Raw genomic sequence first — 22,636 nt, 5'->3', positions numbered from 1 at the left:
CGGTCTTCGTAGACTCGGCCGGGTGAGGACACTTCGAGTCGGTGTGGCGGCGTCCGCGGACGCGTTGCCACGGGAGCAGCAGTTGGCGTGGCGGCTGGCGGAGACCGCGGTCGATCCGGTCGAGGTGCTGCCGGAAGTCGTGGAGATGATCGGCAACCGGATCATCGACAACGCCGCCGTCGCCGTGGCGTCGCTGCGGCGCGGCCCTGTGGTGCACGCCCGGCATCAGGCCGAGGCGCATCCCTACCGGCCGGGCTCGGCGGTGTTCGGAATCGGCGGCGGCTTCTCGCCGGAGTGGGCGGCCTGGGCCAACGGCGTCGCGGTACGGGAGCTGGACTTCCACGACACGTTCCTGGCGGCCGATTACGCGCATCCGGGCGACAACGTCCCGCCGATCCTCGCCGTGGCGCAGCACACCGGCAAGGCCGGTGGTGATCTTGTCCGCGGCATCGCCACCGGCTACGAGCTCCAGGTCGCGTTGGTCCGGGCGATCTGTCTGCACGCGCACAAGATTGATCATGTGGCGCACCTCGGCCCGTCGGCGGCGGCCGGGATCGGCACCCTGCTGGGCCTTCCGGCCGAGGTGATCTATCAGGCGATCGGCCAAGCACTGCACACGACGACCGCGACCCGGCAGAGCCGGAAGGGCGAGATCTCCTCCTGGAAGGCCTACGCTCCCGCGTTCGCCGGCAAGATCGCGATCGAGGCGGTGGACCGGGCGATGCGCGGCGAGGGCGCGCCGGCGCCGATCTACGAGGGTGAGGACGGCGTGATCGCCTGGCTGCTGGACGGTTCGGGCGCCGACTATCAGGTGTCCCTGCCGGAGCCGGGCGAGCCGAAGCGGGGCATCCTGGACACGTTCACCAAGGCGCATTCGGCCGAATACCAGGCCCAGGCGTTGATCGACCTGGCCATCCGGGTCCGGTCCAAGATCACCGACTCGACCAAGATCAACGAGATCGTCGTGACCACCAGCCACCACACGCACAACGTGATCGGCTCCGGCGCGAACGATCCGCAGAAGTACGACCCGGACGCGAGCCGGGAGACGCTTGATCATTCCCTGATGTACATCCTGGCCGTCGCGCTCGAGGACGGCAGTTGGCACCACGAGCGGTCCTACGCGCCGGAGCGGGCGCACCGTCCCTCGACGATCGAGTTGTGGCGGCGGATCCGTACCGTCGAAGATCCGGAGTGGACCCGCCGCTACCACGCCCCGGACCCCGACGAACGCGCGTTCGGTGGCAGGATCGACATCGTGCTGGCCGACGGGACCACGATCACCGACGAACTGGCCGTCGCGGACGCCCACCCGCGCGGTGCGAAGCCCTACGCCCGGCCGGATTACGTCGCGAAGTTCCGGACCCTGGCCGAGGGCATCGTCCCGGCCGCCGAGCAAGATCGTTTTCTGGACCTGGCCGGCCGGGTCGAGGACCTCACCGCCGACGAGGTACGCCAGCTCACTGTCACACTGCCGGACGGCGCGTTGGCCGACACGAAGTCGCAGGGGATCTTCTGATGCCGCCCGGGCTGGCCCGCACCACTCCTGCCGAGCGGCGGCAAGCGTTGCGGGAGGGGCTGGCCTCGGGCCGGCTGCTCCGTTTCCCGGGCGCCTTCTCGCCGCTGGTGGCCCGCACGATCACCGAGTACGGCTTCGACGGCGTCTACGTCTCCGGCGCGGTCGTCGCCGCCGACCTCGCGCTGCCCGATATCGGGTTGACCACGCTGACCGAGGTCGCCGGCCGCGGCCAGCAGATCGCCCGGGTGACCGACCTGCCGGTGTTGATCGACGCCGACACCGGCTTCGGCGAGCCGGCCAACGTGTCCCGGTCGATCACGATCTTCGAGGAGGCCGGGCTGGCCGGCTGCCATCTGGAAGATCAGGTGAACCCGAAGCGCTGCGGCCATCTTGATCACAAGCAGGTCGTGCCCTCGGCGGACATGCTGCAACGGATCCGGGCCGCCGTGCTGGCCCGGCGCGATCCCGGCTTCGTGATCTGCGCCCGTACCGACGCCCGCGCGGTGGAGGGTCTGGACGCGGCGATCGAACGGGCCCGCGCCTACGTCGACGCCGGTGCCGACCTGATCTTCCCGGAGGCACTGCAGGACGAGCGGGAGTTCGCCGCGTTCCGGGAAGCCGTGGACGTCCCGCTGCTGGCCAACATGACCGAGTTCGGCCGCAGCCCGCTGCTCGACGTCGCCACCCTGACCGACCTCGGCTACAACGCCGTGATCTGGCCCGTGACCACGCTGCGGGCCGCGATGGGCACCGTCGAGGAGACCCTCGAAACCCTTCGTGACCAGGGAACCCAGCGGGAGCTGGTCGACCGGATGCAGACCCGGGCCCGGCTCTACGAGTTGATCGACTACGACGCGTACCGTGCGGTCGACCAGGACCTGGTCGACTTCGAGATCCCCGTCCGGCCCACGGGTCCGGAGACGACAGGAGAATGATCAATGAGCAGCAGTGACACCGAAGTCCACCGCGGTCTGGCCGGCGTCGTCGCCGACACGACGTCGATCTCCAAGGTCGTGCCCGAGACGAACTCGCTCACCTACTCCGGCTATCCGGTGCAGGAGTTGTGCGCCAAGTGTTCCTTCGAGCAGGTCGCGTACCTGATCTGGCACGGCGAGCTGCCGACCGAAGATCAACTTCGCGGGTTCGTCGAGACCGAGCGGTCGCAGCGCGAACTGGGCTCGGCAACGCTGGAGATCCTTGATCGACTGCCGACCACCTGCCACCCGATGGACGCCCTGCGGACCGCCGTCAGCGTGCTCGGTGCGGAGGACGAGACCGAGGACGAGCCCGGCCGGGAGGCCAACCTGGCCAAGGCGCAGGCGTTGTACGCCAAGCTGCCGACGATCATGGCCGCCTTCTACCGGCGCCGGCAGGGCCTGGACCGGATCGCGCCGGATCCGTCGCTCGGCTTCAGCGAGAACGTCTTCCAGATGTGCTTCGGCAAGGTCCCGGCACCGGAGATCGTGGCCGCGTTCGACACCTCGATGATCTTGTACGCCGAACACAGCTTCAACGCCTCGACGTTCGCGGCCCGGGTCGTCACCTCGACCCTCTCGGACCTCTACTCCGCTGTCACGGCAGCGATCGGGGCCCTGAAGGGGCCGCTGCACGGCGGCGCCAACGAGGCCGTGATGCGGATGATGCTCGACGTCGGCGACGCGGACCGGGCGGTCGCCTGGTTGGACGAGCAGTTGGCGGCGAAGCAGAAGGTGATGGGCTTCGGGCACCGGGTCTACCGCAACGGTGACTCGCGGGTGCCGACCATGAAGGAGGCGTTGATCAAGGTCGCCGGGCTGACCGACGGACAGCAGTGGCTCGACGTGTATCAGGCCCTGGAGCAGGCGATGCTGGACCGGAAGAACATCCACCCGAACCTGGACTTCCCGTCCGGCCCGGCGTACTACCTGATGGGCTTCGACATCGACATGTTCACGCCGCTGTTCGTGCTGTCCCGGATCACCGGCTGGACCGCGCACATCCTGGAGCAGCAGGCCGCGAACTCGCTGATCCGGCCGCTCAGCGCCTACACCGGACCGGAACAGCGCCCCGTTCCGTAACAGGTCACAGAACCCGCACCGAGCAAGGCCTTTCGCGCCCTGAGCTTGTCGAAGGGCCAAGGCGGCAGTTCGTGCACTGAGCCTGTCGAAGGGCCAAGTCCGATGTGGTCTGCCCTTCGACAAGCTCAGGGAGCGTAGTGGCCTTGTGGTCTGCACTTCCGCCTTGCTCTGCCCTGATCCGCCAACCCCGTTCGCGCCCTCGATCCCGCGCGGGTGAGATGTCGTGATTTCTCTTGGCATCGACCGCAACCGCTCGGTACAACGTTGCACCCTTCGATGCGAAGAGAAATCGCGACACTCCGGCCCGGCCGTGCGCGCACCACGACCCCTCACAGCCCGACCGCGCGCCCGTTGCGTCACGCTCGGAGGCCTGCATCACCGAGCGGACTGCTTGACCGGGAAACTTCGCCGGAATCGAGGTCAGATCGTCCGCTCGGCGAGCTGCGCGCCCGCACCTTGCCGCGACAGCCGCGACTTCGGCCCAGCCGCTTCGGTTGGGGCTCGGCGGATTCGGGCTCAGGGAGCGTTGTGGCCTTGTGGTCTGCCCTTCGACAAGCTCGGGGGGAACATCGCCACCAGGGTGATCAGTCGGCGAAGCCGGTTCCCAGCTCCGCCAATGCGGTGGCGAGCCGATCAAGAGCCAGCGGTCCCACCCCGTGCAGGGCGGCCAGGTCGCTGCGGCGCCACCCGGCGACCGCCTCCAGCGTGTGCAGGTCCGCGGCGCGCAGGGCCCGGGTCGCCGCGGCGCCGATGGTGCGCGGCAGCGGTGTGCCCGCTCGGCGCGGAGCCCGTTCGCGAGGCCCGTCGAGATGATCAAGAACGGCCTCGCCGCGCGGCGACAGGAGATAGCCGATGGCCAGCGATTCGGTCAGGCCGCGGTCCTTGAGCTTGCGTACGTCCGTCTTGAACTCGGCCGCCGGGCGGCCGACCCGCTCGGCCAACTCGGGCGCCCGGACCTCGGGGTTGGCGTCGATCAGCCGCAGCGTCTCCCTGGTCCAGGGCCCGATCGGCGACGCCGCGTCGAGCCGGTCGAGCCCGGCGACGATGGTGGCGAGCTCCTCCGCGTCCGGCACCGACTCGCGCAGCGCGACCCGCGGGTCCTCTCCGGCATGCCGCACCTGGACCCGGAAGATCGGCCGGTCCGCCCGGGCCGCCAGGCCTTCCCGCAGTGAGCCGAGTGACGGATGGCCGGCCCGGCGGGCGTCGTCCGCCCGCAGACTCGTCGCCGTGACCTGCTCGACGGCGACCACCTCGATCAGGCCGACCGCGGTTTTCAGCTTGGTGCCGACCTTGACCCGGGCCCGATCCCAGCGGCGGAAGGCCAGGTCGATCTCGCCGCGACGAATGGCCTCCAGTTCGGCCGGTCGGATCATCATGGCCTGAGTATGCCCGCGCTCAGCGCCTGGTCTCGTACCTGGTCAGGAGCACGCCGTCGGAAACGTCCGTCGCCGGGCGCCGCGACGTAGCCGTCCAGGCTCACGGTCATGGCGAAGGTCAGCTTCCGCATCGCTGCAGCCTTTCACGGGTGAAGATTTCACCGCGGGTCGGCGGCGGGGGTTGGGACCTTCGTCCCTGGCAGCGGGTCGGGCCGATGCGTGATGCTTCAAGGGAAAACGCACCGTGGGGGGCGTGCGCCGGGCGTCTGCGGGGGAGCAGGATGTGGGGGATCGTACTCCGCCCAGCGGCACGCACCACCAGGGTCGTGATCATGGTCGGCAGTCCGGTCAGGCAGTCCGGTCAGGCGGGGCGGACCACGGGGCGGATCGCGACGGCCTGCCGGTCCCGGCGTCGGGCGGCGCGGCGGGTGGCCCGCTGCTCCCGGACGATCTGGCGGGCCAGCCGGTCGTTGTCGGCGGCGCGGAGCAGTTCGCGGTACTGCTGGTTCGGCTGGTCGGTGCTGGTGTAGCTATACATGATGATCTCCTCGGGTCGGTGGGACGGTGTCCTGATTTCCTTCTCACCCCACCGTCGAACGGAGACCGCCGAATCCGACAACCGAGCCCAGAAATCTTCGAATCATGCTCGAAATCTCGTGTCGATGATGTGTCGGATCGGGGCGACCGGCTCCGTACGGAGGAATGAAGCGCGGCAACCGGCCGCCGATCCGGAAGGAGATCCCGATCATGGCACGAGTTCTCACCCACATGACGATGTCGCTCGACGGTTTCATCGCGAACCCCGACGACGGCATCGACGAACTCTTCGAGTGGTACGAAGGCGGCCCGGTCGAGGTCCCGAGCGCCAACCCCGACGTCAAGTTCGCGGTGGACCCGGCCAGCGCCGACGTGCTGCGCGAGCTGACCGACGTGGGCGCGCTGATCTCGGGGCGGCGGCTGTTCGACATCACCGACGGCTGGGGTGATCGCCATCCGGTCGGGGCGCCGGTGGTCGTGGTCAGCCACACCGTGCCGGAGAGCGCCGCGGAACGGTGGCCGCGGACCACGTTCGTCGGCGATGCCGCGACGGCCGTCGAGCGGGCCAAGGAGATCGCCGGTGGCGGCGACGTGGCGATCGCCAGCGCCAAGATCACGCAGCAGGCGCTGGACCTCGGCCTGGTCGACGAGGTCTGCGTCAGCCTGGTGCCGGTGCTGTTCGGCGAGGGCATTCCGTACTTCGCGAAGCTCGACCGCGGGCACGTGCTGCTGGAGGATCCGGTCGTGGTCCAGGGCCGCCGGGCCCTGCACCTGCGCTACCCGGTCCGCCGCTGAACGCGGGCTAGGCGTCGGCCAGGTCGGCGACCGGCCGCCCGTTCAGTGCGTTGGCCAGCTCCGGAACGAGCTCGTCCAGGGCGTAGCCGAGGGCGCTCGGTCCCGAGTACGACAGCGCGGCGGCGAGGTTGGATGCGAAGGTGGTGTAGAGCGTCCGGTCCTCCTTGACCACTGCGAGAGCGGCGAACAGCGGCGACGTGATCATCTGTTCCTTGGTCGCGCCGACGGCGAACAACACGTCGCGGTCGAGCAGGTGCAGGTTCTCCTCGCTGAGATCGCCCTTCTCCTGCTGGGCGTCGAATCCCAGGGCGTCCAGCAGGGCGCGGCGCGGATCTCCCTTGCCGATCAGGTAGTGCCCGCCGTTCTCCGGGCCGAAGTCCTCGACCAGGACCTTGCCGGCGAATTCGGGGTGCTCGGCCTTGGCCCGCTCGATCGCGTCGGTGAGCTTGATCTTGGTCGCCTCGGCCTGGTCGGCCAGTCCGAGCGCCTGGCCGGTGGTGATCAACTGGACGTCCCAGGGCGTCTCCCCGTCCGGATGATCGGCCGACTGGACGACGGTCGGGGCGATCTGCGACAGCTTGCCGTACATCGTCTCGTCGATCGACTCATAGATCGCCAAGATCACCTGAGGCTGTGCCGCCGCCACCGCCTCAAGATCGATCTCGTCGGCGGCGACCGTGGGCAGCTTCGCCCCGCCGGTCACCGCGGTGACCCAGGGCAGCGTGTCGTAGTTGTCGAACCAGGCCCGGATACCGACCGGCACGACGCCGAGGCCGAGCACGAAGTCATGATCATTCCAGCCGACCGTGATCACCCGCTCGGGCTTGCCCTCGATGACGGTCTCGCCGAACTTGTGCTTGATCGTTCTGCGGTCGGCCGCGGCCGACGGCGCCGCGGTCGGGTCGTCGGTGGTCCGTGCGCAACCGGCCGCGAGCAGTACGGCTCCGGCCAGCAGGGCCCGTCGTGTGGTCGCCATGCGATCCCCCTAAAGTTAGGCTTCCCTAACTGTAAACCCATGGTGGCGGCGGTCGACGCTCGGCATACTGGCCGGATGTCCGGTCGCTATTACGAGGCGGAGCATCTCGACGCGTACCGGCGGCTCCGTCGAGAGGGCCTGAACCACTGGAACGATCTCCATCCCGGCGAACGCAGCGTCGGCTACGGCGACTTCCAGGCGCGTGCCTTCCTGGACCGCGTGCTGCCGTCCGCCGGCGAGGGGCGTCGGGTGCTCGAATACGGATGCGGTACGGGAGCGGCCGCTTGTCACCTGGCCGCGCGGGGCTATCGCGTGGACGCCGTCGACCTGGTGCCGGACGCGATCGCGATGGCGCGGCAGTTCGCCGCCGGGCGTGATCTCGACGTGCGCTTCGCCGTCCAGGACATCTGCCGCTGGCCGGAATCCGATGATCATTTCGACTACGTGGTCGACTGCTTCTGCCTGCAGTCGATCGTGACTGACGAGGACCGGAGTGCCGTGCTGGCCGGGGTACGCGATCGGCTGCGGATCGACGGGCGCTATCTGATCATGACCGCCATGTACGACCCCGACCGCGACTACGGGACCGACGAGTACGACCCGGGGACGGGCATGGTCTGGGTCCCGGCCGAGCCGTCGGCTCCGGACGCCGTCGAGCGCGCCGGGGGCTGGTGGACCCCGCACCGCCGGCACCTGGCGCCCGATGATCTTCGGCGCGAGTTGGAACGGTACGGCTTCACGGTGCTGGAGCAGGCCGGGCACTTGGGCGGTGAACTCGTCTGCGAGCTCGCCGCCCAAGGGGACCGTTAGGGTCCGGGCCATGGTGATCACGAAGCCTCTGGCAGACCGATTCCGGGGCTCGCTGGGACTGCGGCGCGGTGTCGTCGAACTCGCGCCGTACGACCCGGAGTGGCCGGTCATCTTCCACCAGCTGGCCGCCGAACTGTTGCCGTGGTTGCCCGAGGTCGTGGTCGCGGTGGAGCACGTCGGATCGACCGCGGTGCCGGGCCTGCCGGCGAAGCCGATCCTGGATGTGGCGATCGGTGCGCGGAGCGATGCGGACGCACCGGTGGTGACGGAGGCCCTTGTGCGGTTCGGGTTCCTGCCTCGAGCCGAGTCCGGTGAACCGGAGCTGCACCGCAACTTCGGCCTGGAGCTGGAGGAGCGGGTCCGGCTCGTCAACGCGCACCTGGTTCGCTACGGCGGGCTGCCCTGGCTGGCGTACCTGCGCTTCCGGGATCGGCTCCGCGCCGACGACGCGGTCCGGGACCGCTACGCCAAGATCAAGTTCGACCTGGCGCAGCAGTTCGGCGGAGATCGCCAGGGCTACGTCGACGCGAAGACGTCGTTCGTCCGTTCCCTCGATTAGTTGATGTAACTCTAAAATTAGAGCTACTCTATCCATGCAACCTTGGCGAACCGGGTCAGCCTGCTGGTCGACGGTTCGCCGGAATCGTGACTGCAAAGGGGATAGCGAGATGCGAACCATCAACCGTGAAGAGCTCGCCGCTGCGATGAAGGCCGGTGCGGTCACGGTCGTCGACGCGCTGCCGCCGAAGCCGTACGCCGAGCGACACCTGCCCGGCGCGATGAATCTCGTGATCGAGGAACTCGAACGAGCCGCGACCGTACTGCGCCACGATGCTGCGATCGTCGTCTACTCGACCGACTCGGCGTGCGGCCGGGCGCCGGAGCTCGCCGAGGCCTTGGTGTCGGCCGGCTACCGGGACGTACGCACCTATCCGGAGGGGATCGCGGACTGGGCGGCCGCCGGGCTGCCGCTGGAGTCCGGGACCGGGACCGCCGGCGACGATGATCAACTTCGGGCGTTGGTCGAGCGGTGGGCGGAGCTCGAGCGGACCCAGGACGCGGACGGTTTCGCCGACCTGCTGACCGAACAGTTCACCGGGATCGGGCCGGTCGGCTTCGTCCTGAACGCGACCCAGTGGGCGGATCGGCACCGCGACGGCCGCCTGGTCAATCACGCCTTCGAGGTGACCGACCTGGACATCGCTCGCTATGGCGACCTTGCGGTGATGCACGCCGTGGAGACCCAACGGACGACGGCCCGGGGCCACGAGAACAACGGCTCGTTCCGGGTCGGCCTCACGGCGATCAAGGACGGCGATGTCTGGCGGATCGCCCGGATCCAGCTGTCCGGCCCGATGATCGAACCCGGCCAGCGGCCGCCGTTCGCCCGTTGATCACCGGGGGTTCGTGATCTCAGCAACCACCTGCTGGCTCGGGGGCGGGTCGGCTGACCGCCACGGTCAGCCTTGCGCGCGGTCATGCAGCCAGGGCAGGACGGCGGCGAGGAACTGAGCGGGCTGCTCGACCTGGACCCAGTGGCCGCAATCGTCGATCATGATCAACTGCGCCGCGGGCATGAGTTCGGCCGCGCTGATCGAACCGCGCGGATCGACGATCGGGTCGTCGCAGCCGTGCACGATCAGCGTCGGCGCGGCGATCGTCGAGACCACCGGGAGCAGGTTGTTGATCATGCCGGTCCGGCCGATCGTGGCCTGGTTGTAGCGCCCGTACGCGATGCCGCCGCCGGGCCGCCTCGCTTCCCGTACGAACTCATCGACCAGGTCCCGCGGCAACCGGTCCGGGTGCCGGACGATCGCACGCAGAGCGGATTCGGTGAACCGGCCGGCGAGCCGGGCCAGGGGTAGCAGCAGCGCATCCGGGAGGCTCGCGCCGAGCCAGGCGGCGGTGTGGACGAACCGGCTGCCGATCCTCGCCGTCAAGCCGCCGGGCGCGATCAGGACCAGCCCGGTGACGCGGTCCGGTGCGAGCAGGGCGAGGTTCAGGGCGACGTCGCCGCCCATCGAGACGCCGAAGCCGATCACCTGGTCGATCCCGAGCCGGTCCAGCACCATGATCAGGAACCGGGCGAGTTCCTGCGGGCCGCCGACCGGCTCGATCCCTGACGACCCGCCGAAGCCGGGCAGATCGATCGCGATCGGCTGCCAGCGCTCGGCCAGGGCCGGGAAGACGGTGGCCCAGGAGATCGCCGAGTTGTCCGTACCGCCGCCGTGGATCAGCAGCAGGACCGGCCGGTCCGGCTGACCGCCGCGGAGCAGTCGCACCCGGCCGCCGTCGACGTGGAGGTGTTCTTCGGTCGCGCCCTCCGGTATGCCCATCGATGCATCCTGCCACGGTCATGATCAGGCACGTTGTGAGTCGTTTCCCATCAAGTGAGCGATAACGACCCCTCACCTGCTCCGCTGAACGAGCGTTGTCACTCACCTGAGGGATAACGCCCACTTCAGCCAATCCCAGGTGTTCGTCATCGCTCAGTTGATGGGAAACGCACACCTGGCACCGGGCTCAGGACGTGCCGGCCGCTCCTTCCGGTTCGGCGTCGGCGATCGTCCGGATCGAGAGGGAATCCAGGTTCCTGACGTGCTTCCGTACCGCATGGTCGGCGGCCGCGGCGATCCGGTTGGCCTCCGACAAGGTGACCGGCGGGACCACGACGAGCACGTCGCCGTGCAGCCGGTGGCCGACCCAGCGGAGCCGGATGTCGGCGATCCGGCTGATCTCCGGGATGTGCCGCAGTGCGTGCTCAGTCCGATCGACCAGCTCCGGCTCCACCCCGTCGAGGAGGCGCCGGCCGACGTTGCGAGCCGTACCGACGAGAAGGACCATGATCGCCACCGAGATGATCAGGCCGATGATCGGATCGGCCAGCGGAAACCCTGCCAGCACACCGATTCCGCCCAGCACGACGGCGAGCGACGTGAACCCGTCGGCGCGAGCATGAACCCCGTCCGCGACCAATGCCGCCGAGCCGATCCGGCGCCCGGTGCGGATCCGGTAGATCGCGACGAGCTCGTTGCCGGCGAACCCGATCACGCCGGCCGCGATCACCCAACCCAGGTGATCCAGCGGACGCGGGTCGAGCAGCCGGTCGATCGCCTGCCAGGCCGCGATGACTGCCGACAGGGCGACGACGAGGACGATGAACAGCCCGGCCAGGTCCTCGGCCCGACCGAGCCCGAACGTGTACCGCCGGGACGCGGCCCGCCGGCCCAGCGCGAACGCCACCCACAACGGCACAGCCGTCAGCGCGTCCGACACGTTGTGGACGGTGTCGGCGAGCAGCGCCACCGAACCGCTCGCCGCCACGATCACGCCCTGCACGATCGCCGTCCCGAGCAGGATGAGCAGACTCAGCTTGAGGGTACGGATTCCCTCCGCACTGGCCTCCAGCGCGTTGTCCACCGAGTCGGCCGCGTCATGCGTGTGCGGTACGAAGATCTCCCGGAGCAGGCCGCGGATGCCGTGGCCATGATGATGGTCATGGCCGTGGTCGTGATCATGAAGGTGATCGTGATCATGATCGTGCGGGCGGCCGCTCATGACCCGTCGCCCGCCTCGCCGTGGTGGTGCCGCGGCGTACCGCCCAGCGAGTGCTCGGCCTGGAAGATCGCATCCGAGACGAGTTGTGCCGCATGCTCGTTCTCGAGCCGATAGAAAATCTTCTGCGCCTGCTGCCGGGTCGCGACCACCCGAGCCAGCCGGAGCTTGGCCAGATGCTGCGACACCGCCGCCGGCGACTTGCCGACCAGTTCGGCCAGATGGTTGACCGACAGTTCCCCGTGGTTGCGCAGCGCCAGGATGATCCGGACCCGGGTCGCGTCCGCGAGCATCGCGAACACCTCCACGGCCAGCTCCACGAACTGACTGTCCGGATCCATCCCGCATATCTTCTTATCTGCATCCACACGCAGATTCTTACATGCGACGGCACGCGAGGGGAATGTCAGCCCCGCCCGCCGGACCGGTTATGATCGTCTCCGCGTCAAGCGCGCGGGTGTAGCTCAATGGCTAGAGCCCCAGCCTTCCAAGCTGGTTATGCGAGTTCGATTCTCGTCACCCGCTCCACTTCTCAATCCCGTTGCGGCCGGGTCGGACGCCCGACCAGACTCTCTCGCATGGGTAGCCGGCTTCGGATCGAGCACACGTTCGGTCAACCGGACCTGATTGCATCGCTGGCAGACCTCCGCTGGTACGAGATGGGCCCCGAACCGGGGCTCGAACGGCGGGCGGACTGGGTCGCGGCGACCGTCCGCGAGTCCGGGCGCCGGCTGCCGGCGACGTTCGCCGCGGTCAACGGCACCGGCGATGTCGTGGGCGGTGCGGGCTGGCCGAACACGACCTCGCGGAACGATGCTGTCCCGTGAGCGTGTGGCACAGATTTGCACTTTGCGGCCGCTCGACCCGCCGGGAAACCGATTCCCGGTGAAGCAAAGTGCAAAATCGTGTCACTCGACTCGCGCTACCTCTTCCTCGCCCAGACCTGGCAGCCGCGTTTCGTCAAGGTGAGCGGGGTCTTCACACGATCGGCAAGGTCGCGCGGCAGGCGATGGTGCCGGGTATAGGTCGCGACGGCCTCCCGATCGGGAAGGACCAGGAACGGTCCGTCCCACGGCTCGACCTCCACCGACTCCGACCCGAAGACCGCCGCGGCGAGCCGCGGGGCGTCCTCGGCGTCGAACGTGCTCGCCGGATAACCGCCGGGCACCAGTTCGGGGTCCTGGGACCGCGACCGCGTGACCGCGAGGAACAGTCCGCCGGGCCGCAGCACCCGATGCGCCTCGGTGATCACCACGCTCGGATCGCCGAGGTGGTAGAGCATGTACTTGCACACCACGGCGCCCAGGCTGCCGTCCTGGAAGGGCAACCGGCGTGCATCGGCTCGGACGGCGGGCCGGGCCGTGGTCCTGGCCAGCATCTCCGGCGAGGAGTCGAGGCCGATCCAGCGGGACCGCGAGGGCAGCCGCCGGGCGAAGGCCCCGTCACCACAGCCGACATCGAGCACCGGTGCCAGGGCCTCGTCGATGAGGCGGCCGGCGCCTTCGTCCCAGTCGGGAGCGGCGACCACCCAGGAGGGATCCCAGGCCGCGGCGCGCTCCGGGTCCGAGTCGAAGTCCGGCTCGATCGCAGTCACGGTTCCCCATCGTTCCCGCGATCGGGATCCCGGGCCACCGGGTTTCCGGCGCGGTCCGATCGAGGCGTCGCCGTTCGTAGGAGGGGTGAGCGGCGGCCCGGCTGGGGCGGCCCACAGTGAGCGAGGAGATCAGGATGACTGCGACGTACACCTTCGACGTGCTGGCGACGCTGGACGGCTCCGATCGCACGGGAGCCTGTCGCTGAATCGCGCGCTGCTGGCGGCCGGACTCGTCGATCGGGTGCAGTTGACGATCTTCCCGGTGATCAGCGGCAGGACCGGTACGGACCCGATCTTCCGCGGCGCCGCCGATTTCGATCTTGAACTGATCGAGAGCCGTACCCTGGACGGCCACACCCAGGAGCTCAGCTACCGGCCGATCCGGCACGGGTGACGCCGTTCTCCAGGTACGCGGTGGCTCCATGCACCTTGGCCGCGAGCGCGGCGGCGACGCGAGCGTACTGTTCGGCGTCAAGGAGGCGGGCCGGCCTCGTCCGGGCTGACGAACCGGAAGGTGGTCACCTCGGCGGGCTGGACGACTAGGCGTTCGATCGCTTCGGGCATGATCATTCCGCCGTCGAAGAGGAACGCGATCACTTCGGTGAAGTCGCCGGACCGAGCGATCCAGTCGACGGCGAGGAGGCGGCCGGGGTCGACGGCGAGGCCGATCTCCTCCCTTACCTCGCGGCGAGCCGCCGCCCAGGGCGACTCGTCCTCCTCGATCACCCCACCGGGCAGATCCCAGGTCCCTTTGTAGGGCGGCTTCAGCACGAGCAGTCGACCGGACTGGTCCATGATCAAACAGTCGGCCGCCATCCGCTTGCGGGGAAGGGATTCCGTGAAGTGGGTCTTGGTCACGGCAGGACCTCTTGCTCAGTCGTACGTCCTCCTCCAGGAAGCCCAGCGAACGGTAGCAGCCCCGGGCTCGATCGTTCGCGGCGCCGGTGTCGAACGACACGACGCACCTTCAATTCCCCGGCAGCGGTCATGGTGATCACCCTGACACGCGACCTGCCTTGCAGAAAAGGGAGAAACGAGCTCCTGGCGGTACGGTCAGCGACGGCGTCGGCCGATGATCACCAGGGCTGCACCGGCTGCCAAGGCTGCGAGCACGCCGATGATCAAGGCCGGGGCCACGGCGGCACCGGTGGACGGCAGCCCACCGTCGGGCGGGGTGGAGCCGTCTCCGCCTGGGGCCGAGGGCGGAGGAGTATCCGAAGGCGGCACGTCAGGGGTGGGTGACTCGGCCGGGCTCGGTGGTGGTGCGGTGCTGGTCGATCCACTCGGGCTCGGCGACGCGCTCGGGCTGGTCGTCGGCTCGCTCGGCGTCGGCGACCCGCTCGGCGCCGGAGAGCCGCTCGGTGTGGGCGAGGTGGACGGGCTCGGTGACGGTGACGGGCTCGGTGTGGGCGAGGGGCTCGGTGAAGGCGAGGGCGACGGACTGGGGGACGGCGACGGACTCGGGCTCGGTGAGGGTGAGGGGCTTGGGCTCGGCGACGGGCTCGGGGCGCAGAACGGGAACCGACCGTTGAACGGGTAGTTGTGCAGTTCGGCACCGGAGCCGCGATGGGTCAGCGAACCGGCCAGGGCGATCCGGCCGTTCGTGCCGGGCGCCTCGATCACGGTCTCGCCGTCGGGGTTCCCGCCGAGGATCGCACCCTGGAACTGCGACGGGCCGGTGACGGTGAGGGAGGTGGCCTGCGGCACGTTCCAGATCAGCCGGGACCGGAGCCGGTTGATCGGATCGGAGCCGCCGCCGCTGTAGGTGTTGATCTTGCGCTCGGCCCCGAGCACGTTGACGATCACCGTGGCATCGGCGGGGATCTCCTGGAATTCCAGGCCCACCGACCCGCCGTCCGCGCTGGCCAGATCCTCGTCCACGGTGAAGACCTGGATCGAGCTCATCCCGTCCCCGATGAAGATCACCTGTGATCCGGTGTTGGTCACCGTGCCGTGGGCGGCCTGGCCAGCCAGGCACTGCGACAGTTGCGGGATCGAGGTGGCGATGTTGGCGTAGCGGTCGGCGATCCCGGAGTCCTGCCGGGCCGATCCGGGAGACAGCACGTCCAGCCGGTCGGTCGCGGCCGACTGTCCGTACACGAAATCGCCGTAGACCCGTTCGTCGCCGGCGACGGTGCCGATGCCGACCGTGTTGCGCTCCGAGATCGCGGCGGTCCCGGCGACGCTGACGAAATCACTGCCGTCCGGCGGTAGGACGCCGGTGCCGACTCCGACCGCGCCCATGTCGTAGCGCGGGCTGGACGGGTCCTTGTCGACCTCAAGATCGCCGAGCACCACGACGCGGCCCTCGACCTCGGCCGCGTTGCCCCGGACCCGGTAGTCCCGGCCGACGAACACGTTGACCGCACCGTCGCGCCCGGTCACCACGCCCGGCGCCGGCTCCGGGAACTCGTCCGGACAGTCCGGGCCGAGGCACGGCGGCAGCACCTCGTCGCCGTCCGCGGCCGACGCCGTCGAATCGATCAAGAACCAGCCCGTCAGAGCGATCACCAGTCCGGCCAGGGCACAACAACCCAACCAGGACAGGTCTCGGCGCCGCCCGGTCATGGCCGTGGATTCGCGTCGCACCCGCTCCAGCCTGGCACACAACGGCTTGGGGTGCACGCCCGCGGAACCGCGTCGACCCGGGCGCTGGGGTTATCCCGAGTGTCGAGCCGGGGGATCACCGGTCTGCGCCGGCGCTCCACGCTTCCTAGGGTCGTGATCATGGACACTGCGGAAGACGTACGACTGCAATCCGTGACCAAGGTGTACGGCACCGGGCCGGGCGCGGTCCGGGCGCTGCGCGGAGTTGATCTTGAACTGCCCGCGGCGACGTTCACCGCCGTGATGGGACCGTCCGGCTCCGGCAAGAGCACCCTGCTGCATTGCGCGGCCGGCCTGGACCGGCCGACCGCAGGCTCGGTCTGGCTCGGCCCGGTCGACCTGGCCGGGCTCACCGAGATCGAGTTGACCGAGCTGCGCCGATCCAAGATCGGCTTCATCTTCCAGGCTTACAACTTGATCAACGCGCTCACCGTCGAGGAGAACATCACCCTTCCGCTCCGCTTGGCCGGAACGAAGCCGGATCGGGCCTGGCAGGCCGAGATCGTCCGACAGGTGGGTCTGGCCGAGCGAGTACGCCATCGACCGAGCGAGTTGTCCGGCGGTCAGCAACAGCGGGTGGCCATCGCCCGCGCCCTGATCACCAAGCCGGCGGTGATCTTCGCCGACGAGCCGACCGGCGCCCTGGACACCCGGACGGCCGCGGTGGTGCTGGACCTGCTGGCTCGGCTGGTCCGGACCCTCGGGCAGCGGGTGCTGATGGTGACGCACGACCCGGTGGCCGCCGCCCGCGCCGACCGGGTCGTCTTCCTGGCCGACGGCCGGCGGGCGGGCGATCTCGTCCGGCCGACCCCGGACGAGGTCGCCGAACGGATGACCAAGCTCGGTAAGTGGTGATCATGATCAAGCTGGTGTGGCGCACGCTCCGCGGCCGGGCCGGCGGCTTCGTCGGAGCCTTCGTCGCCCTCGTCGCCGCCTCGGCCCTGCTCACCGCGTGCGGCACTCTGCTCCAGTCGGGGCTGACCTCCGGTGCGCCTCCGCAGCGGTACGCCGGCGCACCCTTGGTGGTCGGTGCGGAGCAGACCCTCGCCGACCCGAACGTCCCGAGCCGGGCGTACGGCGGCCGGGTCCGCGTCCCGGCCGGACTCATCCAGACGGTGGCGGCGGTGCCGGGCGTGCAGGCGGCGATCGGCGATGTCGCCTTCCCGGTGCTGCCCGCCCGGGACGGCAAGATCATCGATCTTGGTCGACCAGCGATCGTCGGGCACGGTTGGGCGGCGACGGAACTCGGGCCATACCCCTTGCGCGAGGGCCGCGCGCCGAACGCCGCTGACGAACTCGTCCTTGATCAGGGAGCCGCCGAGGCGCTCGGGCTCGCGGTCGGCGAGCGGCTGACGGCCGGCCTCGGCGGCATTGGCCGCGACTACCGGCTGGTCGGCATCGTCGCACCGGGCCCGGCTCAGCCACGTGAACTGGGCGCCTACTTCACCGAGGACGAGGCCCGACGGCTGAGCGGTCATCCCGACCAGATGGACGCGATCGGCATCATCCCGGCACCGGGCGCCGATCTTGCGGTGCTCGAGGCAGCGCTGGCGGCGACGGTGACGAGGGACGGGGCCAGGGTGTATGCGGGCGACGAGCGCGGCATGATCGAGTTCCTCGATCTCGCGCTCGCTCGCGGCAACCTGGTCGGGATCGCCGGCTCGTTCGGCGGCGTCGCGCTGATGGTCGCGTTGTTCATCGTGGCTGGGACGCTGGGGCTGCAGGTGCAGCAGCGGCGGCGCGAGCTCGCGCTGCTCCGGGCGATCGCCGCGACCCCGCGGCAGGTGCGCCGGCTGATCGCGCTGGAGAGTGTGATCATCGCGGTCCTCGCGTCGCTGCTCGGGCTGCTTCCTGGTCTGCTGTTCAGTTCCGTGCTCCGGGACGCGTTCGCCACGATCGGGGTGGTCCCGGCCGATTTTATGATCACGGTCGGACCGGTGCCGCTGCTCGTCGCGGTCGTCCTCTGTCTCGGGGCGGCGTTGGTCGCCGGCCTGGCCTCGGCCCGGCGGGCGGCCCGGATCCGGCCGGTCGAGGCGCTGGGCGAGGCCGCCGTGCAGAGCCCACGGCTCGGCGTTCCGCGGGCCCTGATCGGCTGCCTGCTGCTGGCCGGCGGGCTCGGTTTGTCGCTGCTCCCGTTGATCATCGGCGGGGACGCGGCGACGGGATCCGCGGCGATGTCGGTCATCGTGCTGGTGATCGCGGTGGCCCTGTTGGGGCCGCGGCTGGTCGCCGTCGCCATCCGGCTGTCCGGCCGGTTGATCCGGCGAGGCGCCCCGGTCAGCGGCTACCTCGCCGCGGCGAACACGGCGGCGAACTCGCGCCGGCTGACCTCCGCAATCACGCCGCTCGTGCTCGCCATCGCGATTGCCTCCGTCCAGCTCTTCACCGGCAGCACGAGGATGGCCGTCGCCGCAGAGCAGGCCTGGGCCGGGCTGGTCGCCGACATCGTGGTGAGCGGCCAGGCCGGATTGTCGCCCCAGCTGGCCGAGCGAATCGCCACCGAGCCCGGCGTCGCGGCCGTGACGCCGGTGATCCGAACCCAGGTGATCGGGGAGTACGTGCTGCCCGGAGCGCGCGACGCGACCCGGCGAGCGTTCGGGGCTCAGGGCGTCGCGCCGGCTGGGTTGTCCCGGACCGTCGACCTGGACGTACGCGCGGGCAGCACGGCCGCGCTGGTGGGCGACACGGTTGCGCTCAGCCAGACCGCGGCCGAGGTCTTCGGTGCTGGCCTCGGCGACCGGGTCCGCCTCCACCTCGCCGACGGCACGCCCGCAAACCCTGCCGTGGTGGCGATCTACGGCAACGGCCTCGGCTTCGGCGACCTCACGCTGCCTCGGGACCGGCTGCTCGCCCACAGCCCGTACGGGCTCGACGACCTGATCTTGATCACCGCCGCACCGGGCGCCCTGCCGGGCCTCCGGGCGACGCTGGACCAATGGGCGGCCGCTTCGCTCGGCGTCGCCGTGTTCGACCGGACCGCCTTCACGGTCGCCCGGCAGGGCGAGTTCGAGCAGCAGAACCTGGCGACGATGATCTTGCTGGTCGCGGTGTTCGGCTACATCGCCATCGGCGTCGCGAACACGCTGGTGATGGCCACCGCGACACGGCGCCGTGAGTTCGCACTGCTCCGGCTGGTCGGCGCCCAGCACCGCCAGGTGATCGGGATGGTGTGGGTCGAGGCGCTCGTCGTGATCGTGATCGCGGTCCTACTGGGCACCGCTGTCGCCATGCCGCCGCTGGTCGGCGTCAGCCTCGGCCTGTCCGAGCGCGCCGACCCGATCCCCGCCATCGATCCCTTGACCTATCTCGCGATCATCGGCGCGACCGCGGCGATCGCCGTACTCTCCATGATCATTCCCACCCTGCGGGTGCTGCGAGACCACCCGGTCGAGGCGATCGGCAGTCGGGAATGATCAAGAAACGGAGATGTCCACCGAGGGCCGGAGCTTCGCCGCCACCGCGAGCGCCTCGTGCACCGGGTTGTCCAGGAACCCCTTGATCAACGCCGGATCGGCGGGCCGGTCCAGGCCAGGCAGCGCCAGCTGCTCGTACGCGGCCTGGAAGCGTGGTCCCCAGCGGCGGGTGCCCAGCCGGGCGGTTCGGGAGCAGTTGTCCACCATGAAGGCGACATCCCGCGCGTGCATGTACGGCAGCAGGGAGTCGACCGCCTCGATGATCGACTCGTTGACGATCTCCGACCACGCGTGGCCGCGCTCGGCGAACTCGTCGACCTGGGCGATCATGGTCGCCACAAACAGTCCGGCCGTGACCGGGTCGACCGGGGCCGGCTCACTGTCCCGCAACGCGTGCGCCGCGTCGCTGTGCGACCACATCGGGCTGCCGCCGATCTTCGACATCGGCCGCGTCGCCAGCCGCCCGTCGGCCAGGATCACGCTGCGCAACTCGGTGCCGTCGGCCACCTCGTCGTAGATCTCCGCGATGATCTCCCGGGCTGGCCCGTAACCGGCCGCATAGGCCCGGTCGAACAGGTCTTGATCAACTTCGGACAGCCCGGCCCGGACGGCGGGCAGGCCGGACTCGGAAATGGTCCGCGCGATCGGGCCGGTGACGGACTCGGTCGAGCGGCGGTAGGCGGTCACCGGGTCGGCACCGTTGATCAAGAACTGCCGATAGAGCGCCTCGACCAGGCCGTGTACGGCGCCGAGCAGGATCCCTCGCTCGCCGACGATGTCGGACCGGTACTCGTCGGCGAGCGTGGTCGCGAACGTGTACGGCGAACCGAGCCCGACTGACCAGGCCAGTGCGCGGTCGGTCGCGTGCCCGTCCGGGTCCGCGTGCACGGCGATGCTCGCGTTGATCCCGGCGCCGTTGATCGTCGCGCCCTGCTCGTACAGCCGGCGGACCGAATCGCCCATCCCCTTCGGGCAGACCGCGATCACCGGGTGACCGACCGGGAAGTCGCTGCCGCTGGCCCGCAGATGACCCAGCAGGAAGCCGTGCGAGAGCCCGATCGTGGCGCCCGGCTTGAGCACGTCGAAGATCTCCCGGTGGTGCTCGGCCAACGCGGCATCGGCGATGAGCAAGATCACCAGGTCAGAGTCGGCGGCGACCGCGAGCCAGTCGCCGAGGGTCCCGTTCTCCTCGGTGAAGCCGTGGCTGCGGGCGTCCTCGACGGAGGCCGAGCCCTGTCGGAGCCCGACCGTGACGCTGATCTCGGTGCCGGCGAGCGAATCGCGCAGGTTCTTGGCCTGGGCGCGTCCCTGCGGCCCCCAGCCGATCACGCCGATCCGCCGGACGCCGTGCAGCGCCTCGGGAAGCAGCGGGAACAGATCCCGGCCGCCGCGCAGGATCGTCTCGGTGCCGCCGGGAACGATCATGGTCTCGGTGCTGAAGATCGACGAGGTGAAGTTCATGCCCCCAGTCAACGACTGATGCCATCATTGCGACAAGCGCAAGAATCGCATCGCACCGTTGCGGAGAGTGAAAGATGGAACATCGTGAACTGGAGCTGTTCCTGCACCTGGCCGGCACGCTGAACTTCGGCCGGACCAGCCTCGAGTGCCACGTCAGCGCGGCGACGCTGACCCGGACGATCCAACGGCTGGAGCGGCAGGCCGGTGCGCGGCTGTTCGATCGCGGGCCGCGCGGGGTCGCGCTGACCGCCGACGGGCAACGCTTCCAGACGTACGCGGAGCAGACCCTCACGCTCTGGGCCGACTTCCGGGCCGGTGGCGGCGAACCGGCCGACCTGGCCGGCGAACTCCGGCTGTTCGCCACGGTGACGGCCTGCCAGGCCTTGCTGCCCGAACTGCTGGCGCCGGTTCGCGCAGCCCATCCGCAACTCCGGCTGGACCTGCGGACCGGGGACGCGGCGACCGCGCTGGCCCGGCTGGACGAGGGCGAGGTCGACGCGGCGGTGGCCGGCATCCCGGCCCGGCTGCCCCAGACCATGATCACCAGGACCGTCGCGGTGACGGATCTTGTGCTGGTGACGGCCCGGGGTTCGAAGCGACGCCTCGATCCGGACGACCCTCCGGCGTTCGTCGTACCGGCGCGCGGGCTGGTCCGCGAAGCCGCCTTCCGCTGGTTCCGTCGGGCCGGGATCAGGCCGGTGATCGCCGCCGAACCGGACGGGCACGAGGGCCTGCTCGCCCTGGTCGCGCTCGGCTACGGGACCGGGGTGGTGCCGCGACTGGTGCTGGAGCGGTCGACGTCGGCCGACAAGCTGACCGAGGTCGCGGCGAAGCCGGCGCTGGAATCGCACACCATCGGCCTCTGCGTCCGCCGGGCCGACCTGCGCCGTCCCCTGATCGGTGCGCTCTGGAGCCTGACCCGGACCGCCTGATCTGCCGCTGACTGGGGACGATCCCGCCGGACCCCGCGGAACGGCGGGGGCCCGCCGGCGGATGTGGTTCAGTGTGCTCGTGGCGAGTACCTGGGAGACGGCGCTGTTGCTGGCTTGTCCGGAGGCGGAACCGGTGATCTCCGGGGCCGTGGACGGTGTCGTCGAGGGCCTGCTCGCGCACGTCACGGTGCTCTATCCGTTCAAGCCGCCGGACGAGATCGACGACCATGATCACCGGACGCTGAGCCGGATCTTCGGCACGGCCGAGCCCTTCCTGCTGCGCGGCAGCCGGACCGGCTGGTTCGGTGAGCGGGTGCTGTACGTCGCCCCGGACGACCCGGCGCCGGTCCTGGAGTTGATCAAGCGCGTGACCGCAGCCTACTCGGACCTGCTGCCGTACGGCGGTGAGTTCGCCGAGGTCGTACCGCATCTGACTGTCGGCATGGAACACCCGATCGAGGAGCTGCGTGCCGCCGAGCAGCGGGTCCTGACCAGGCTGCCGTTCGAGCAGCAGCTTGATCATGTCGAACTCTGGTCCGGACCGGCGATCGACAGCACGGAAGGTGCGACCGGCTGGCACCGGATTCGCTCCTACGCCTTCCGTACCTGATCACCGCGGAAGGCGTCCGATTGCTTACGGTGGTCCGATGAGTGATCTCCGGCATGATCGATTCGCCCAGGTGTACGCCATCGCAGACCGTTACGCGGCTCGCTTCCCGGAGGGCAACACGCCGCTCGGCTACCTGGCCCGGCTCACCGAGGAACTCGGCGAGATCGCGGTCGAGGTGCAACGGCTGGAGGGCGCCCCGGCGAAGATCGCCAAGCACGGCGACGGCGAGGTGGCCGCCCTGGCCGACGAGGTCGAGGATCTCCTGCACACCGCGTTCGGCCTGCTCCGGCTCTACGGTGCGGAATCGATCTTCGAACGAGTCGTCGACCGCGAGTTCGCCAAGACGATCTGAGGCGTTGCGCACCCGGTCGCCGGCCGACGGGTCGCGGCCGGG

General features: G+C 69.8%; 24 protein-coding genes and 1 tRNA gene. 15 read left to right on the top strand and 10 right to left on the bottom strand.

What is annotated here, in order from left to right; translation table 11 throughout:
- Window positions 1–22 precede the first annotated feature (22 nt).
- Genes BKA15_RS14190 through BKA15_RS14180 form a run of 3 tightly spaced genes read left to right on the top strand, consistent with a single transcriptional unit; the run spans window position 23 to window position 3,576 of the window.
- On the top strand, window positions 23–1,519 hold the full coding sequence (locus BKA15_RS14190; protein ID WP_179751768.1) for an MmgE/PrpD family protein: 1,497 nt from the start codon (window positions 23–25) through the stop codon (window positions 1,517–1,519).
- Window positions 1,519–2,454, top strand: coding sequence for a methylisocitrate lyase (gene prpB, locus BKA15_RS14185; protein ID WP_179751766.1), 936 nt, complete (start codon window positions 1,519–1,521; stop codon window positions 2,452–2,454). Before BKA15_RS14190 ends, prpB begins: the two co-directional genes overlap by 1 nt.
- Window positions 2,455–2,457: 3 nt before the next feature.
- On the top strand, window positions 2,458–3,576 hold the full coding sequence (locus tag BKA15_RS14180; protein WP_179751764.1) for a bifunctional 2-methylcitrate synthase/citrate synthase: 1,119 nt from the start codon (window positions 2,458–2,460) through the stop codon (window positions 3,574–3,576).
- A 584-nt stretch (window positions 3,577–4,160) separates the two neighbouring features.
- On the opposite strand, the gene BKA15_RS14175 is transcribed toward BKA15_RS14180, so the two are convergent.
- Together BKA15_RS14175 and BKA15_RS14170 are read right to left on the bottom strand one after the other, a co-directional pair.
- Window positions 4,161–4,952: a hypothetical protein gene (locus BKA15_RS14175; RefSeq protein ID WP_179751762.1), complete on the bottom strand. Its 792-nt coding sequence runs from the start codon at window positions 4,950–4,952 to the stop codon at window positions 4,161–4,163.
- Between the two features lie 361 nt (window positions 4,953–5,313).
- Window positions 5,314–5,490, bottom strand: a complete 177-nt coding sequence (locus tag BKA15_RS14170; RefSeq protein ID WP_179751760.1) for a hypothetical protein — start codon at window positions 5,488–5,490, stop codon at window positions 5,314–5,316.
- A 209-nt stretch (window positions 5,491–5,699) separates the two neighbouring features.
- Here BKA15_RS14170 and BKA15_RS14165 point away from each other — a divergent pair, with 209 nt between their 5' ends.
- Complete coding sequence (locus BKA15_RS14165) at window positions 5,700–6,284, top strand: dihydrofolate reductase family protein (RefSeq protein WP_179751758.1); 585 nt, start codon at window positions 5,700–5,702, stop codon at window positions 6,282–6,284.
- Window positions 6,285–6,291: 7 nt separating this feature from the next.
- On the opposite strand, the gene BKA15_RS14160 is transcribed toward BKA15_RS14165, so the two are convergent.
- Entirely contained in the window at window positions 6,292–7,260 is a 969-nt protein-coding gene (locus BKA15_RS14160; RefSeq protein WP_179751756.1) for an ABC transporter substrate-binding protein, read from the bottom strand.
- A gap of 75 nt (window positions 7,261–7,335) precedes the next feature.
- On the opposite strand from BKA15_RS14160, the gene BKA15_RS14155 reads away from it, so the two are divergent.
- The 3 genes from BKA15_RS14155 to BKA15_RS14145 all read left to right on the top strand — a co-directional run bounded on the left by BKA15_RS14155 (window position 7,336) and on the right by BKA15_RS14145 (window position 9,464).
- Window positions 7,336–8,070: a class I SAM-dependent methyltransferase gene (locus BKA15_RS14155; RefSeq protein WP_179751754.1), complete on the top strand. Its 735-nt coding sequence runs from the start codon at window positions 7,336–7,338 to the stop codon at window positions 8,068–8,070.
- Window positions 8,071–8,080: 10 nt separating this feature from the next.
- A complete protein-coding gene (locus BKA15_RS14150) occupies window positions 8,081–8,629 on the top strand; it encodes a GrpB family protein (RefSeq protein ID WP_179751752.1) in 549 nt (182 codons plus the stop codon).
- A gap of 109 nt (window positions 8,630–8,738) precedes the next feature.
- Window positions 8,739–9,464: a DUF4440 domain-containing protein gene (locus tag BKA15_RS14145; protein WP_179751750.1), complete on the top strand. Its 726-nt coding sequence runs from the start codon at window positions 8,739–8,741 to the stop codon at window positions 9,462–9,464.
- A gap of 66 nt (window positions 9,465–9,530) precedes the next feature.
- Here the strand turns inward: BKA15_RS14145 and BKA15_RS14140 are convergent, their stop codons facing one another.
- The 3 genes from BKA15_RS14140 to BKA15_RS14130 form a co-directional block, all read right to left on the bottom strand.
- Window positions 9,531–10,406 carry an alpha/beta fold hydrolase gene (locus BKA15_RS14140; RefSeq protein ID WP_179751748.1) on the bottom strand — a complete coding sequence of 292 codons (876 nt, stop codon included), beginning with the start codon at window positions 10,404–10,406 and terminating at the stop codon, window positions 9,531–9,533.
- 187 nt (window positions 10,407–10,593) lie between these two features.
- Entirely contained in the window at window positions 10,594–11,628 is a 1,035-nt protein-coding gene (locus tag BKA15_RS14135) for a cation diffusion facilitator family transporter (RefSeq protein WP_179751746.1), read from the bottom strand.
- Window positions 11,625–11,966 (bottom strand): ArsR/SmtB family transcription factor, encoded by a 342-nt coding sequence (locus BKA15_RS14130; protein ID WP_179751744.1) that lies wholly within the window; start codon window positions 11,964–11,966, stop codon window positions 11,625–11,627. Before BKA15_RS14130 ends, BKA15_RS14135 begins: the two co-directional genes overlap by 4 nt.
- A 112-nt stretch (window positions 11,967–12,078) precedes the next feature.
- Between BKA15_RS14130 and BKA15_RS14125 the strand changes: the two genes are divergently transcribed.
- Window positions 12,079–12,153: transfer RNA gene (locus tag BKA15_RS14125), tRNA-Gly, on the top strand.
- A gap of 50 nt (window positions 12,154–12,203) precedes the next feature.
- Entirely contained in the window at window positions 12,204–12,452 is a 249-nt protein-coding gene (locus tag BKA15_RS14120; protein ID WP_179751742.1) for a hypothetical protein, read from the top strand.
- Window positions 12,453–12,547: 95 nt separating this feature from the next.
- On the opposite strand, the gene BKA15_RS14115 is transcribed toward BKA15_RS14120, so the two are convergent.
- Window positions 12,548–13,219, bottom strand: a complete 672-nt coding sequence (locus BKA15_RS14115; RefSeq protein WP_179751740.1) for a class I SAM-dependent methyltransferase — start codon at window positions 13,217–13,219, stop codon at window positions 12,548–12,550.
- Here BKA15_RS14115 and BKA15_RS35525 point away from each other — a divergent pair.
- The gene (locus BKA15_RS35525) at window positions 13,110–13,613 is read left to right on the top strand and encodes a dihydrofolate reductase family protein (protein WP_246322341.1); all 504 of its coding nucleotides are present in this window, start codon (window positions 13,110–13,112) and stop codon (window positions 13,611–13,613) included. The two genes, BKA15_RS14115 and BKA15_RS35525, sit on opposite strands and share 110 nt — an antisense overlap.
- Window positions 13,614–13,690: 77 nt before the next feature.
- Here the strand turns inward: BKA15_RS35525 and BKA15_RS14105 are convergent, their stop codons facing one another.
- Together BKA15_RS14105 and BKA15_RS14100 are read right to left on the bottom strand one after the other, a co-directional pair.
- The gene (locus BKA15_RS14105) at window positions 13,691–14,077 is read right to left on the bottom strand and encodes an NUDIX domain-containing protein (RefSeq protein ID WP_179751738.1); all 387 of its coding nucleotides are present in this window, start codon (window positions 14,075–14,077) and stop codon (window positions 13,691–13,693) included.
- A gap of 195 nt (window positions 14,078–14,272) precedes the next feature.
- The gene (locus BKA15_RS14100) at window positions 14,273–15,808 is read right to left on the bottom strand and encodes a choice-of-anchor A family protein (RefSeq protein WP_179751736.1); all 1,536 of its coding nucleotides are present in this window, start codon (window positions 15,806–15,808) and stop codon (window positions 14,273–14,275) included.
- 138 nt (window positions 15,809–15,946) lie between these two features.
- On the opposite strand from BKA15_RS14100, the gene BKA15_RS14095 reads away from it, so the two are divergent.
- Window positions 15,947–16,681, top strand: a complete 735-nt coding sequence (locus tag BKA15_RS14095; protein WP_179751734.1) for an ABC transporter ATP-binding protein — start codon at window positions 15,947–15,949, stop codon at window positions 16,679–16,681.
- A 2-nt stretch (window positions 16,682–16,683) separates the two neighbouring features.
- On the top strand, window positions 16,684–19,239 hold the full coding sequence (locus BKA15_RS14090) for an ABC transporter permease (RefSeq protein ID WP_179751732.1): 2,556 nt from the start codon (window positions 16,684–16,686) through the stop codon (window positions 19,237–19,239).
- Here BKA15_RS14090 and BKA15_RS14085 read toward each other — a convergent pair whose 3' ends face one another.
- A complete protein-coding gene (locus tag BKA15_RS14085; RefSeq protein WP_179751730.1) occupies window positions 19,240–20,700 on the bottom strand; it encodes a ketol-acid reductoisomerase in 1,461 nt (486 codons plus the stop codon). It lies immediately after the preceding gene.
- Between the two features lie 74 nt (window positions 20,701–20,774).
- On the opposite strand from BKA15_RS14085, the gene ilvY reads away from it, so the two are divergent.
- The 3 genes from ilvY to BKA15_RS14070 all read left to right on the top strand — a co-directional run bounded on the left by ilvY (window position 20,775) and on the right by BKA15_RS14070 (window position 22,594).
- Window positions 20,775–21,632, top strand: coding sequence for an HTH-type transcriptional activator IlvY (gene ilvY, locus BKA15_RS14080; RefSeq protein WP_179751729.1), 858 nt, complete (start codon window positions 20,775–20,777; stop codon window positions 21,630–21,632).
- Window positions 21,633–21,711: 79 nt separating this feature from the next.
- Window positions 21,712–22,242 (top strand): 2'-5' RNA ligase family protein, encoded by a 531-nt coding sequence (locus BKA15_RS14075; RefSeq protein ID WP_179751727.1) that lies wholly within the window; start codon window positions 21,712–21,714, stop codon window positions 22,240–22,242.
- Window positions 22,243–22,279: 37 nt separating this feature from the next.
- Complete coding sequence (locus tag BKA15_RS14070) at window positions 22,280–22,594, top strand: nucleoside triphosphate pyrophosphohydrolase family protein (RefSeq protein ID WP_179751725.1); 315 nt, start codon at window positions 22,280–22,282, stop codon at window positions 22,592–22,594.
- Window positions 22,595–22,636: the final 42 nt, after the last annotated feature.

The sequence above is a fragment of the Microlunatus parietis genome (genome assembly GCF_013407955.1).
Classification (GTDB): domain Bacteria; phylum Actinomycetota; class Actinomycetes; order Propionibacteriales; family Propionibacteriaceae; genus Microlunatus; species Microlunatus parietis.
The sequence above is the reverse complement of the archived record's forward strand: the minus strand, read 5'-3'. Positions and strand labels throughout refer to the sequence as shown.

Excerpts from the sequence above, each read along its gene's own strand:
- BKA15_RS14095 (WP_179751734.1), top strand. The coding sequence starts at position 15,947 with ATGGACACTGCGGAAGACGTACGACTGCAATCCGTGACCAAGGTGTAC.
- BKA15_RS35525 (WP_246322341.1), top strand. The coding sequence starts at position 13,110 with ATGAGGCGGCCGGCGCCTTCGTCCCAGTCGGGAGCGGCGACCACCCAG.
- BKA15_RS14120 (WP_179751742.1), top strand. The coding sequence starts at position 12,204 with ATGGGTAGCCGGCTTCGGATCGAGCACACGTTCGGTCAACCGGACCTG.
- BKA15_RS14085 (WP_179751730.1), bottom strand. The coding sequence starts at position 20,700 with ATGAACTTCACCTCGTCGATCTTCAGCACCGAGACCATGATCGTTCCC.
- BKA15_RS14175 (WP_179751762.1), bottom strand. The coding sequence starts at position 4,952 with ATGATGATCCGACCGGCCGAACTGGAGGCCATTCGTCGCGGCGAGATC.
- BKA15_RS14130 (WP_179751744.1), bottom strand. The coding sequence starts at position 11,966 with ATGGATCCGGACAGTCAGTTCGTGGAGCTGGCCGTGGAGGTGTTCGCG.
- BKA15_RS14160 (WP_179751756.1), bottom strand. The coding sequence starts at position 7,260 with ATGGCGACCACACGACGGGCCCTGCTGGCCGGAGCCGTACTGCTCGCG.
- BKA15_RS14180 (WP_179751764.1), top strand. The coding sequence starts at position 2,458 with ATGAGCAGCAGTGACACCGAAGTCCACCGCGGTCTGGCCGGCGTCGTC.
- BKA15_RS14150 (WP_179751752.1), top strand. The coding sequence starts at position 8,081 with ATGGTGATCACGAAGCCTCTGGCAGACCGATTCCGGGGCTCGCTGGGA.
- prpB (WP_179751766.1), top strand. The coding sequence starts at position 1,519 with ATGCCGCCCGGGCTGGCCCGCACCACTCCTGCCGAGCGGCGGCAAGCG.
- BKA15_RS14140 (WP_179751748.1), bottom strand. The coding sequence starts at position 10,406 with ATGGGCATACCGGAGGGCGCGACCGAAGAACACCTCCACGTCGACGGC.
- BKA15_RS14070 (WP_179751725.1), top strand. The coding sequence starts at position 22,280 with ATGAGTGATCTCCGGCATGATCGATTCGCCCAGGTGTACGCCATCGCA.
- BKA15_RS14090 (WP_179751732.1), top strand. The coding sequence starts at position 16,684 with ATGATCAAGCTGGTGTGGCGCACGCTCCGCGGCCGGGCCGGCGGCTTC.
- BKA15_RS14145 (WP_179751750.1), top strand. The coding sequence starts at position 8,739 with ATGCGAACCATCAACCGTGAAGAGCTCGCCGCTGCGATGAAGGCCGGT.
- ilvY (WP_179751729.1), top strand. The coding sequence starts at position 20,775 with ATGGAACATCGTGAACTGGAGCTGTTCCTGCACCTGGCCGGCACGCTG.
- BKA15_RS14155 (WP_179751754.1), top strand. The coding sequence starts at position 7,336 with ATGTCCGGTCGCTATTACGAGGCGGAGCATCTCGACGCGTACCGGCGG.
- BKA15_RS14165 (WP_179751758.1), top strand. The coding sequence starts at position 5,700 with ATGGCACGAGTTCTCACCCACATGACGATGTCGCTCGACGGTTTCATC.
- BKA15_RS14170 (WP_179751760.1), bottom strand. The coding sequence starts at position 5,490 with ATGTATAGCTACACCAGCACCGACCAGCCGAACCAGCAGTACCGCGAA.
- BKA15_RS14135 (WP_179751746.1), bottom strand. The coding sequence starts at position 11,628 with ATGAGCGGCCGCCCGCACGATCATGATCACGATCACCTTCATGATCAC.